The following is a 12736-nucleotide window of genomic DNA, read 5'->3' as shown; positions in this document are numbered from 1 at the left end:
GGAAACAATGATTGTATTGCGAGGTGATTAATTAAGCAATAGAGAAACAGTAAACTGTGTTCATCAGGTCGCAATTGACCTTTAATTTACACTCAGATGAGGATTTAAATCATGAACACAGCAACTCAGACTATCAATACTAATCAAAAATTAAATTTAGTTGTCAGTGATATTGGCCGCAGCCTGGACTATTACCACGGCAAACTTGGCTTTGAGGTGCTGGCACAAAGCAGAGACTGTGCCCAGTTGCGGATTTCATCCGGCTATGTGCTGAATCTCTGCCTGCAAGGCGTCTCTGCCGATGCTTCAGGATTCCGGGCGCGCTGCATCCGCTTCAGCCAGCAGGGCATGAACAAGCTGCTGCGTTATCCGCAAATTCTGGTGCGTCCTTTTATGGCGCAGCGGTCGCGTAACGGATCACAGTTGCCTGTGCAGTTGCAGGATCCCGACGGCAACCGGCTTGGTGTTTGTGTGGAGGCGCCTGAAACTTCCGCAAAACCGACAGCTAAACAAGCCGGAAGCAACGGATTTCGCAGTGGATTGGTCAGGATTTTTAGTGATTTAGCCGCGTTTCACGGTTATCGCCGCTAGAGTCTGTGCTAGAGTTTCATTATGAAACACATAGCCATTTTTGCAGTAATGATAGGACTAATGATGAACTCTGAACCGGTTCAAGCGAATGCGTTTACCTTGTACTTTGCCCGCCATGCGCAGAAAGAGAAGGCGCCGAGCAACCCCGGGCTGAACCAGCAGGGGCAGCGCAGCGCGCAGCAGTTGGCGGATATTCTCGAGTATGCGGGTGTTGAAGCGGTACTCAGTACCGACTACAACCGCACCAGAGAAACCGCGCAGCCGCTTGCGGAACGGCTGAAGCTGCAGGTAGAAACCTACCCGACGGGCGATAACGAGGCTTTTATCCGCCGCTTGCTGGATCAAAGAAAGACGGTACTGGTGGTCGGCCACAGCAATACCGTGCCTGAGCTGGTTCGCTTAGCGGGCGGCCAGGCACCGGATCTGAGCGAGCGCCATTACGGTGATATTTTTCAGTTGACGTACATTGACGACACTGTTTTGACCACCCGTCTGCGGATACCCACTTATGCAACCACTGATTAGCTATATCACCCTCGGGGTTGATGATCTTGAGCGTTCCATGGGGTTTTACCGCGATGTACTGGGCTTTGCGACCGACGGTATTGTGGGTGAAGCCTATGATCATGGCGCCGTAGTGTTCTTTAAAATGAACAACGGTCAGGTGCTGGCGTTATGGGAGCGCAAGAGTATCGCAGCGGATTGCGGGGTCACGCAGGGTGCCGCTGATCCGACGGCTTTCATGCTGGCGCACAATGTTGCCACCAGAGATGAAGTGGACCAGATAATGGATGAACTCACCCGGGCCGGAGCGCGCATCTGCAAGCCCGCCCGCGAGCTGACCTGGGGTGGTTATGGCGGGGTGTTTCAGGATCCGGACCAGCATCTGTGGGAAGTGGTTTTTAATCCAAAGTCATAATTAACTCGCCGGTGCGATTTTGACCCGGTTGCGGCCGGCATGTTTGGCTGCATATAGGGCTTTATCAGCACGCCGGACAAAGTTAGCCGCCGTTTCGTGTTGCTGGTAAAACGCCAGGCCAAAGCTGGCGGTAATAGCTAAGTCAGGCGCCAGATCCGAAAAGTCGGTCTCGGTAATATTTTTCCGCAAGCGTTCACAAATTTGCTCGGCCGACGCGGCCGAATCTCCTGATAGCAACAATGCAAATTCTTCACCGCCCCAGCGCGCCAGCAAATCGCTGTCGCGTGCTGAATGGCTGATCTCATCGGCAATGCGCTTTAACACCTGATCACCCGTGGTATGCAGGTAGAGGTCATTGACCTGCTTGAAGTGATCGAGGTCCATAATAACCAGCGCCATCGGCTGGGGCGCATGCTCTTGCTGTTCAACCGATTGATGCAAGCGCCAGTCGAAGGCGCGGCGGTTGGCCAGCCCGGTCAGACTATCCTGATTTGCCAGTTTCGACAGGGTGCGGGTTTGTTCTTCAACCAGGGTTTCAAGATGATTACGGGTGCGTGACAGGGCGCGCAGGCGCCAGCGGACCGCGGCAAAAATGCCGGCCAGGATCAGCAACCCGATAATGAGCCAGACCAGCGGCCGCTGATAGAGGGCCGGCGTTTTGGTAAAACTGAAGGTGGCGCTGTCGCTCCAGCCGCTGCCCGGATAGGCGGCCTGTACCTCAAGGCTGTAGTGTCCCGGCGGCAGGTCAGTGTACTCGACATCAAGACGGTCCTGGCGGTCAATCCATTCCTTGTCATAGCCATTCAGCCGGGCGCGGTAGCTGATGCCTTCGGGATGCTGATAGCCCAGGCCTGCATAATTAAAGCGGATCCGGTTGGTAAAGGGATCAATCTGCTGACCTTCAAACAGGCGATTACCATCGACCAGCACATCGCTGATGACAACCGGCGGCGGCACCGGATACAAGGTGCGTAAATCGGACGGTTTAAAATGGCCAACGCCTTTTGCGGTCGCCAGCCAGATGCTGCCATCGCCGGCCCGGTATACAGAAGGGCCGCCAGGGTTTAACTGGGCGCCGGCAAGCCCCTGAGATTCAGTAAAATACTGATAGTCGATGGTATTGAGTGCCTGCGCGAAAATCGCTTCTACCTGGTTGCGGGGAGCATAGATGAGGCCACTGGGCGAGCCTAACCACAAATTTCCCTGCTGATCTATGGCAACATCAAAAAAGGTATCAAAGGGCAGACCATGCAGGCTGTTTAAGGTATCCCAGCGCTTTCTGGCGTGTTCCCAGGCCAGAATGCCCCGGTCGGTAGCAAACCAGACGTGGGTGTTGTCTTCCTGAATGCCAAAAATGATTTGCGCGTCGGTGAAGCTTCTGGTGTCTACCGGAATAATTCTGTCGGTTTCGCGATCCAGCCTGGAGATACCGTGCATACTGCCGATCCAGATCTGCTGATTGCGGTCTTCATGCACGGTATAGATGATTTCATCGGGCAGGCCATCGGCGACGGTATAGTAGCGCGGGTTACTGAGAGTGCCGTCGGTGTGGCGATCAGCCACCATCAGCCCCTGCAATGTCGCGGCATATATTTTGTTATCTGAAGCGTGAATGATTTTACGGACGTCGTAACCAGGAAAGCCGCTGGTTTCATCATAGTGAGCAACCAGTTGCTCATCGCGCAGCACATAAATGCCGTTGGTAAAGGTACCCACATAGAGCGTGTTATCGGCGGTCATCATCAGGCTAAGAATAGACTGGCGGTGCACCGGCACAGAGGTGGCGTATGGTTCGCTGGCTTCACCGTCGATCACACTAAGGCCGCCCAGCCCGCCGGCCAGTATTGATTTATCGGGCAGTTCGATTACGGTGCGCACATAACTGAAACCCAGGCCATCCGCTTTGGTATGGGTGTGGAGCAGGGCTTTGCGAAACTGCACCAGGCCACCATGGGTGCCTACCCAGAGATTATTTTCGCGATCACTGAACAGGCTCAGAATATGATTATTGGGCAGCCCCTTCGAAGTGTCCGTCATCTGCGGCGGCTCATCGTCAAACCGGGTCAGACCATCTTCATGGGTGCCAATCCAGACTTGCTGCTGGTTATCTTCATGCAGTTCAGTAATGGTGCTGGGGTAGGTTACTGGCCAGGGGGAGAAATCAATCCGACGGGCGTCGCTGACAAAAATTTGTTTATCCGAACTGAGCAGGATCCGGCCATCGGTGGTTTCAATAATGCCAAAAACGTTGCCGTCTGTAACGCCGGCAATAGGTTCAAAGCGATTACTTTCCTCGTTATAGAGCACCGCGCCTTCGGTGGTTCCCAGCCAGATGCGGCCGTGCGAATCCTGCATGATGTGAATTACCGCATTAATCGGTAAGCCGTCGGCGGTGGTAAACTGCTGGCGGTTGCCATCGGCGTCTTCCAGCGTTACGCCCGCATCAAGGGTTGCAAACCAGCTGCGTCCGGCGGTATCAAACAGGGCGAAATCGACTCGGTTGGCGACCGGTGGTTTGGGCTGCCAGCTCTCGCCGTTAAAATAACTTATGCCTCCACGGGCACCGGTTGCGACCAGATTTTTTGTGTGCGGGTCGTTGGTGATAAACAGGGTGCCAACATCGGGTAATTGCGCGTCTTTGCCGATCACTTCAAAGAACCGGCCGTTAAAGCGCACCGGGCCGCGCCAGCTGGCGATCCAGATGTATCCTTGTTGATCCTGGGTAATGTGGTTCACTGAGCCGTGGGGCAAGCCGTCCTGAGTGGTCCAGGTACGCATGGCGTGATCGCTTAAAGGCCTCGGGGAATTAGCGTGTGAGGGTGTCGCTACTGCTATTCCGACCAGAATAAGAAAGGTGGATACTAAGATTCTCAATATAAAATCACTCGCAAAATCCCACTAGAGGTCTTTTTGTGCCTGATGTTATCAATACCATTAACCGTAAGTAGCATCAATAGTCAATTCGGCTAACAGAGGATCATAATTATCCTGATTATTATTGGTTATTAATAGTGCATTTGCGATAGAATTCTGCTTTTAAAATAATCTATCCATAGTCGTGAGACTCAGAATGAAAACAGAAAAGACCCTGGCAGAGCTCATTGAAATTATCCCGGATGCCGCCCTGATGATTGATGAGGACGGATCCCTGGTACTGCTAAACGAGATGCTGGCCGACATGTTTGGCTATGAAAAGCAGGAACTGCTTGGCCAGAGCCTGGATATTCTGTTACCCGAGGATATCCGCGAGCACCATCACCACCATGTGCTTGGATTCTTCAAGTCAGGTAAGACCCGGCCGATGGGGCAGGGCTTTCGTTTTTTAGGACAGCGCAGTACCGGCGAAAAGTTTTCGGTTGAAATTATGTTAAGCCATGTGCGTCTGGATGGTAAGGAATATGCACTGGCTTTTGTTCGCGATAATACGTTTGCCAGGCAGACCGAGGATAAAATCCGCCGTGAGCTTGAGCGTGAGCGATTACTGGCTTTAACTGACCATCTTACCGGCTTAGGCAATCGCCGCGCTTTCACCCGTGAGCTGGAGCAGGATATTGACGAGTTAAAAGAACACGGCTGGCAGTTCGCGGTGGGCTTTATTGACCTGGACGACTTCAAACTGGTTAACGACACCTATGGTCATGAAATGGGCGATCGTATTTTGCAGGATGTCGCTAGCTCTATCCGGCACGGCTGCCGCGGTACCGACTTTGTCGCCCGCATCGGCGGGGATGAGTTCGCCACTATTCACCCGGGTGCGACCCTAGAGGATGCGGTGCAGGTGTTGGACAGAGTTCGTACTTCAATCGTTACCGAAATGGAAGAAAAACACTGGCCGGTAACTTTGTCGCTGGGTGTATGCCACTGTGATGATCCCACTCGCGACTATACGGTTGCTGAGTTGCTACGCGCGGCGGATCAGGCGATGTACGAGGCCAAACAGCAAGGAAAGAACCAGATCAAGATTGCTTCGTTGTAGCTTTTTTATGATTTTTCATAAAGCCCACCAGTTGATCAATATTCATGGGGCGTGCATATAGATAGCCCTGTAGTTCCTGGCAGCCTTCTTTTATCAGGAAATTTGCCTGGCTGGAGGTTTCTACGCCTTCAGCGATTACCCGCAAATTCAACGCTTTGGCCATAGCTAAAATGGTGCGGACAATCTGGGCATCGTTCGGATTATTGGCGATGTCGGCGATAAAAGACTGATCAACTTTTAGTTCCTGCATCCGCAGTTGCCGCAACGTGCTTAATGAAGAATAACCGGTACCGAAATCGTCCAGCGATACCTGCACGCCCCGTGCAGTAAGTGCGTTCAGTACTTTGCGGATTGCGGGCATGTTCAGCATAGCCGCGGTTTCAGTTAGCTCAAACTGAGCCACCGACCAGTCGCCGGGCAAGGCGCCCAGGTTTTTGGCGAAACGCTCTTCGCTGCTATCTGCGTTGAAGTCTGCCGCTGACACATTAAAGGAAACCCGATGGATATCGGTATACAGCAGATCCGCTTCAATAAGCTCTTCGATAGCCGTTTGCATCACATAGTCAGTGATGCCGCAGATCAGGCCGTGCTGTTCTGCCAGCGGAATAAACTCGGCCGGGCCAATGGTACCGTCAACCTGGTGCTGCCAGCGCACCAGCACTTCAACCCCGGTCACGCGCTGCGTTGAGGCGCTGAACTGAGGTTGATAGACCACACTAAGTTCGCGGTTGGCTATCGCCGCTTTTAAATCAAGCAGTAAGCGCGCTCGCTGGGTGGCGGCTTCCTGTAATTTGCGCTGATATGAACTGATGCTGCCAGGGCCCCTTGCTTTGGCTTCATCTAACGCCAGGCTGGCGGCGCTGATAAGTTCTTTACTGCTCTCACCATCGGCAGGATACAATGAGATGCCCACACAGGCGGTCATTTGTAATTCAGGTAAACCACTAACCTGGATGTGACGGATTCGCTCCTGCATTTGTTCAGCTTCAGGTAGTACATCTTCGGGCCATATAGCACCGGGCAGCACAACAGCGAATTCATCGCCGGAAATACGCCCTAAAATCACCTGGCGCTGAAACTGTTCGCGCATCTGGTCAGCTACTGACTTCAGGAACTCATCGCCGGCGTGCATATTCACGTTACTGTTAATTTGCTTGAAGTCGTCAATGTTCAGCAGCATCAGTACCAGTGGCTTGTCGTTGTCTTTGCATACCAGTAGCTGGCTGTCGAGTTGCTGGCGGAACATATGCCGGTTAAGCAGGTGGGTCAGGGCATCGTCCTGAGATAAGCGTCGTTCCCGCTTTAATGCCATGTAGGTGAGCACATACAACAAAACGGCCGTGGCCAGCACATAGCTTGCGCCTTTATAGGTCTGTAATGTTGTAAGCAGCGCTGAATCACCGGCAAATTCAAGGAGTGCGCGGTCCGATATGAAAATCCATACAAGACCGGCAATCAGATAAATAATGGTCAGTAGCGCTGCGCTTGCTTTTGGCGACATAGAGAGTCGACCTTCCTGTGGTAAACACAGGTAGAACCTTAGCAGTAAATACTATTTTTTACCAAAGTAAGACAAATGCTTAGCGTGAAACCTCAAGTGCTCGCCGATAAAGCTGGCGATAAAGTAATAGCTGTGGTCGTAACCTTCCTGCATCCGCACCTGCGCGTCGATTCCAGCCGCTATACAAGCTTGTTTCAGAGCGTCGGTTCCCAGTTGTTCGGCGAGGAAATTATCGGCGGTACCCTGATCAACCAGTAACGGCGGTGCCGCTTGCCGTTCTTTGATTAACAGCGTCGCGTCGTAGTCGGTCCGGGCGGCTTTATCGTCACCCAGGTAACCGCTGAACGCTTTCCGGCCCCAGGGGCTTTCAGTAGGGTGGCAAATGGGTGCAAAAGCCGAGACGCTGCGATACAGACCTGGATTGCGAAGAGCCATCACCAGTGCGCCGTGTCCGCCCATGGAATGACCGCTGATGCTGCGTTCACCGCTTAGCGGCAGTTCCCGCTCAACCAGCTCGCGCAGCTCAGTGACTATATAATCGTACATCTGATAGTGACGCGACCATGGCGCTTGGGTGGCATTCACATAGAAGCCAGCACCTTTACCGAAATCATAAGCGCCGTCGGGATCATCGGGCACATCCTCGCCGCGCGGGCTGGTGTCCGGAATAATCAACGCGATACCCAGCTCTGCCGCCACCCGCTGGGCGCCGGCTTTGGTGCTGAAGTTGTCATCGGTGCAGGTCAGCCCCGACAGCCAGTAGACTGCGGGCACCCGGTGCTGTTGCGCCTGGGGCGGCAGGAATACGCTGAACTTCATGGTGCAGTTCAGCGTGTCGGACTGGTGTTCATACTGAATTTGCTCACCGGCAAAGGCTTTAACTGCGCTGATTTTATTTATCATAATGAATCACCGAGCGAATCGATTTTCCTTCATGCAATAGATCAAAGGCTTCATTGATATCCTCAAGACCCATAGTGTGGGTAATAAAGGTGCTGAGTTTAAATTCGCCCGCCAGATAGCGTTCAACATAATCGGGTAACTGACTGCGCCCTTTAACGCCACCAAAAGCGCTGCCGCGCCATACCCGGCCGGTAACTAGCTGGAACGGGCGGGTCGAGATCTCTTCGCCGGCACCGGCCACACCGATAATCACCGATTCACCCCAGCCTTTGTGGCAGCATTCCAGCGCCGAGCGCATCACTTTAACGTTGCCGATACATTCAAAGGAGTAATCCACGCCGCCATCAGTCATCTCAACGATCACGTCCTGAACCGGGCGCATGTCATCATTGGGATTAATGCAGTCCGTAGCACCGAGTTTGCGCGCCATATCGAACTTGGATTCATTGATGTCGATGGCAATAATACGGCTGGCTTTTGCCATCACCGCACCGATAATCACCGACAAACCGATGCCGCCCAGACCAAATACCGCAACCGTATCGCCTTCCTGAACATTGGCGGTATTTTTCACTGCGCCCATGCCGGTGGTGACACCGCAACCAAGCAGACAGACTTCTTCCAGCGGTGCTTCTTTGTTTACTTTGGCCAGGGCAATTTCAGGTACTACTGTGTATTCCGAGAAAGTCGAGGTGCCCATGTAGTGATAAATAGGCTTACCGTTTTTGGAAAAGCGGGTGGTACCGTCCGGCATCAGGCCCTTGCCCTGGGTGCCGCGGATAGCCTGGCACAGGTTGGTTTTACCCGAGGTGCAGAACTTACACTTGCCGCACTCAGGGGTGTAGAGGGGAATCACATGGTCGCCGACTTCAACTGAAGTCACGCCTTCGCCGAGGGCTTCAACCACACCGCCGCCTTCGTGGCCCAGAATAGCGGGGAAAATACCTTCAGGGTCAGCGCCTGACAGGGTATAGGCATCGGTATGGCAGACGCCGGTGGCAACAATGCGAACTAACACTTCACCGCGCTGCGGTGGCATAAGATCTACTTCTTCGATGGATAACGGCTGGCCCGGGGCCCAGGCAACGGCGGCTTTTGTTTTGATGGTTTCCATTAGTTAAATCCTATGCGTTTGAATAACACTCTTCATGACTCTTTATGGTAGCAGGCATAGAGGGATAAAAAAAAGCCGCTCTGACGAGCGGCTTGAAAGAATTCAGGGAGAATTCTGAGTTTTATTACAATGGCACGCCATCGCTGTCGAGCTTGATCACTTCGCCAAGATTCAGTGAGCGGATGTCCGCTTCAATCTTCTCAAGGTCGCCGACGATAACCCAGGTCAGGGCGTCCGGACGTAATACCTGCTGCGCGGTATCACGAATGGTTTCCAGCTCCAGGGCCTGAATGCGCTGGCCGTAAGATTCCAGCCATTGCATGTCTTTCTCTTTTTCCAGCGTATCAACGATAGCCCGCAACAGCGCTGCTTTGGTTTCATAGGCACCAGGCAGTTTGGCCGTTTTGTTGGCTTTCACTTTTTCAAGTTCTTCGCTGGTCGCAGGATTGTCACCAAGATAGCTGTTGAACTCTTTCAGGATTTCCTGCACCGACTCTTTGGTTTTGTCGGTTTGCACTGGCGCGGTTGCCAGGTAAATACCCTGAGCTTCAGCGTCAAGCCAGGTTGAGCGGGCGCCATAGGACCAGCCTTTATCTTCACGCAGGTTCATGTTCAGACGACTGGTGAAGCTGCCACCGATGATGGTGCTCATGACATCAATTGCTTCGCTGTTATCGACCTTACCCGATGGAGCCAGATGACCGGCAATGATGGTCGACTGCGGGGTTCCCGGCTGATCGATAAGGTAAACACGGCTGTTTTGCTGTGGCGTCACATCGGTATAGTTTTTCTCTGGTTTGGCGGTGGCCGGGGCCTGCCAGTTCGCCAGATACTTCTCTAATAATGGCTTGAGTTCAGCTTCAGTTGTGTCGCCGACAACCACTAAGCGGGCATTGTCCGGGCGTAACCAGGTTTGCGTGTGGGCAACCATGTCGTCGCGGGTCAGTGAGTTGATTGACTCATTGGTACCTGAACCGGTTAACGGCACGCTGTAGGCATGGTCATCACCAAACAACAGGCCAGGCAGAACGCGCAGTGCCTGCGCCTGTGGCTGTGCTTTTTCTTTCTTGATGTTCTCTAACCAGTTGCCGCGTTTACGATCAATCTCTTCCTGTGAGAAGGCCGGGTTTTGCAGCACATCGGCAAACAGTACCAGGCTGGCATCCAGATTACTGGTCAGGGCATCCATCATAATGCGTGAGCTGTCGAGGCTAGCCGACGCATATAGGTTAGTGCCTAAGGTTTCGAGTTCACGGTTCAGGGTCAGCGCGTCACGGTTGGTCGTACCTTCGCGTAACATACTCATGGTAAAGCTCGCGGTACCCACCTTGCCGCCGTGATCAGCAGCATAACCGCTGTCAAACACCAGGTTCATCTGTACTGTAGGGACATCAGAGCGCTGGGCCAGGTGCACTTCCAGACCATTGGATAAGGTAAAGCTGTTCAGATCAGGTAAATCCAGTTTCGGCAAATCACCAACGGCTGGTAACTCAGAGCGGTCTGCCTGCGCTTCAGCGGTGGTATAGGTTGGCTGTGGTACTACGTTCAGTACGAAGGCGCCATCGGACAACCAGCGTTTCATCGCGCCCTGGATATCGGCAGGAGTGGCCTGTTCGATGGTATCCAGGGTCTTTTTATAGTAGCCAGGGTCGTCATGGTAGACTTCGCCGGCCGCCAGGATGTCGGATTTACCGCCAAAGCCGCCGATGCGTTCGGCACCGCGCACAAAGCCTGCTACTTGCTTGAATTTAACCCGTGCCAGTTCTTCAGCAGTCGGGCCTTCTTGCATGAGCTTGACCAGTTCTTCGTCAATAATGGCTTCGATTTTCTCAAGTTCGACGCCAGGCTTGGCATCGGCGATGACGAAAAATTGTCCGGCCAGCACGCGCTCGTACTGGAATGCTGAAACCATGCTGGCGATTTGCTCATCGTAAACCAGACGCTGATAGAGACGTGAGTTCTTGCCGCTGGCAAAGATATCGACCAGCAGGCTCAGGTATTCTGAATCGGCGGTACCCATTTCTGCGGTATTCCACAGCTTATAGATACGCGCGGCAGGCACCTGATCTTCCATAGTGGCGCGTTTGGTGCCGGTGCTCTTGGCTACCCAGCTTTCCATTTTTTTCAGCGGTTTGCCGGCACCGATATCACCGAAGTACTTTTCCATTTTGGCTTTAGCGGTTTCAACATCGATGTCGCCGGCTAATACTACAACTGCGTTGGCCGCGCCGTAGTAGTCGTTAAACCATTGGTGTACATCGTCCAGTGATGCCGCTTCTAAGTCTTCCATTGATCCGATAACGGACCAGGAGTAAGGGTGACCGGTGGGGAAAGTCTGCTCGGCGAGATAACTGAATACCCGGCCATAAGGCTGTGCTTCGCCCTGACGTTTCTCGTTTTGTACCACACCACGTTGCTCGTCCAGTTTCTCCTGGGTTACCGCGCCCAGCAGATGGCCCATGCGATCAGATTCCATCCACAGTGCCATATCCAATGCTGGCGTTGGCACGTTCTGGAAGTAGTTGGTGCGATCGTTGTTGGTGGTGCCGTTCATATCGGTGGCACCGGCACGTTCAAACGGGCCGAAGTATTCATCGTCGTAGTTTTCGGTACCGTTGAACATCAGGTGCTCAAACAAGTGGGCAAAGCCGGTCTGGCCTTGCTGCTCATCCTTGGAGCCTACTGCGTACCACACGTTTACGGCTACGATAGGTGCTTTTTTGTCCTGGTGAACGATAACCCGCAAGCCATTGTCCAGCGTGAAGCTCTCATAAGGGATGGCGACCGCGGGCAGGTTCTGTTGTTGGACAACTTCTGCTACCGGCGAATTGCTGTTGTTATCGGCGGTGGCTTTACAGCCGCCTAAAAGTACGGTTGCTACAGCTACTGCAGTCAGTGTTTTGGTAAAGCGCATGGTCTTGTTTCCATTCCGTAGGTAAAAAATTCGTTATTAGATAATAAAGAAGTACGACCAGGTTGCAATCATCCCTGCCGACAAAAATGTAACAAGATTGGTCAGCGGGTTTCTAAGCTTCCAATTAGCCACTTTATCAACGATAATTGCCCGCTGGAGTGGGGCAATAAAAAGATTTGTAGCGTGGAAAAAACGACGATTATAGCCATTGCGGGCGCTTCGGCATCAGGTAAAAGCCTGTTTGCCTCTACGGTTTATCAGGAACTGGTAGCAGAACTTGGTGGCCGTGGTATTGCTATTCTGGCCGAAGATGCTTACTACCGTGATCAAAGCCATCTGAGCTTTGAGCAGCGGCAACTGACCAACTATGACCATCCGGCGGCCTTTGAACACGAGCTGCTGGTTGAGCATCTGGAGCAACTGCGCAATGGCCAGCCCGTTGACATGCCCCAATACAGCTACAAAACCCATACCCGCACTGATTCAACCATCAAGGTTCAGCCTGGCCGTGTGATCATGGTCGAGGGAATTTTGTTGCTGAACGACCCTAAGTTACGTAAGTTGTTCGACATCTCCGTATTTATGGATACGCCACTGGATGTTTGTCTGTTACGCCGGGTGCTGCGCGATGTCGAAGAGCGTGGCCGGAGCATTCAGTCGGTTGCTGACCAATACGAAGAAACCGTACGTCCTGCTTTTTTTGAGTTTATTCTGCCGTCGAAGCAGTTCGCTGATTTGGTGGTAACCCGCGGTGGCCAGAATGAAATTGCCATTGACCTGATTAAATCTAAAATTCGCCAGCTACTGGCTGAATAACT

Annotated in this window: 10 protein-coding genes; 5 read left to right on the top strand and 5 right to left on the bottom strand. The window is 52.9% G+C overall.

The window, feature by feature from the left end:
- The first annotated feature begins 111 nt into the window (after positions 1-111).
- The 3 genes from IDSA_RS05390 to IDSA_RS05380 are packed head-to-tail and all read left to right on the top strand — an operon-like array spanning position 112 to position 1510.
- Positions 112-591, top strand: coding sequence for a VOC family protein (locus IDSA_RS05390; RefSeq protein WP_034774831.1), 480 nt, complete (start codon positions 112-114; stop codon positions 589-591).
- Positions 592-651: 60 nt separating this feature from the next.
- Entirely contained in the window at positions 652-1116 is a 465-nt protein-coding gene (locus IDSA_RS05385; protein WP_157980772.1) for a SixA phosphatase family protein, read from the top strand.
- Positions 1100-1510 carry a VOC family protein gene (locus tag IDSA_RS05380; RefSeq protein ID WP_034774827.1) on the top strand — a complete coding sequence of 137 codons (411 nt, stop codon included), beginning with the start codon at positions 1100-1102 and terminating at the stop codon, positions 1508-1510. Before IDSA_RS05385 ends, IDSA_RS05380 begins: the two co-directional genes overlap by 17 nt.
- Here IDSA_RS05380 and IDSA_RS05375 read toward each other — a convergent pair whose 3' ends face one another.
- Positions 1511-4288, bottom strand: coding sequence for a ligand-binding sensor domain-containing diguanylate cyclase (locus IDSA_RS05375; RefSeq protein WP_034774825.1), 2778 nt, complete (start codon positions 4286-4288; stop codon positions 1511-1513).
- Between the two features lie 292 nt (positions 4289-4580).
- Between IDSA_RS05375 and IDSA_RS05370 the strand changes: the two genes are divergently transcribed.
- Positions 4581-5486 (top strand): sensor domain-containing diguanylate cyclase, encoded by a 906-nt coding sequence (locus IDSA_RS05370; RefSeq protein WP_034774823.1) that lies wholly within the window; start codon positions 4581-4583, stop codon positions 5484-5486.
- Here IDSA_RS05370 and IDSA_RS05365 read toward each other — a convergent pair.
- From IDSA_RS05365 to IDSA_RS05350, 4 genes are all read right to left on the bottom strand, one after another.
- Positions 5467-6987: a putative bifunctional diguanylate cyclase/phosphodiesterase gene (locus tag IDSA_RS05365; protein ID WP_034774821.1), complete on the bottom strand. Its 1521-nt coding sequence runs from the start codon at positions 6985-6987 to the stop codon at positions 5467-5469. The genes IDSA_RS05370 and IDSA_RS05365 overlap by 20 nt on opposite strands.
- A 51-nt stretch (positions 6988-7038) precedes the next feature.
- On the bottom strand, positions 7039-7890 hold the full coding sequence (gene fghA / locus IDSA_RS05360) for an S-formylglutathione hydrolase (RefSeq protein WP_198024039.1): 852 nt from the start codon (positions 7888-7890) through the stop codon (positions 7039-7041).
- Positions 7880-9004: an S-(hydroxymethyl)glutathione dehydrogenase/class III alcohol dehydrogenase gene (locus IDSA_RS05355; protein ID WP_034774817.1), complete on the bottom strand. Its 1125-nt coding sequence runs from the start codon at positions 9002-9004 to the stop codon at positions 7880-7882. Before IDSA_RS05355 ends, fghA begins: the two co-directional genes overlap by 11 nt.
- Before the next feature lie 124 nt (positions 9005-9128).
- Positions 9129-11918: a M16 family metallopeptidase gene (locus tag IDSA_RS05350; RefSeq protein WP_034774816.1), complete on the bottom strand. Its 2790-nt coding sequence runs from the start codon at positions 11916-11918 to the stop codon at positions 9129-9131.
- 183 nt (positions 11919-12101) lie between these two features.
- Between IDSA_RS05350 and udk the strand changes: the two genes are divergently transcribed.
- A complete protein-coding gene (gene udk / locus IDSA_RS05345) occupies positions 12102-12734 on the top strand; it encodes a uridine kinase (RefSeq protein ID WP_034774813.1) in 633 nt (210 codons plus the stop codon).
- The last annotated feature ends 2 nt before the right edge of the window (positions 12735-12736 follow it).

The organism is Pseudidiomarina salinarum (assembly GCF_000753715.1).
In the GTDB taxonomy this organism is placed as follows: domain Bacteria; phylum Pseudomonadota; class Gammaproteobacteria; order Enterobacterales; family Alteromonadaceae; genus Pseudidiomarina; species Pseudidiomarina salinarum.
This window is presented reverse-complemented; position numbering and strand designations above follow the sequence as displayed.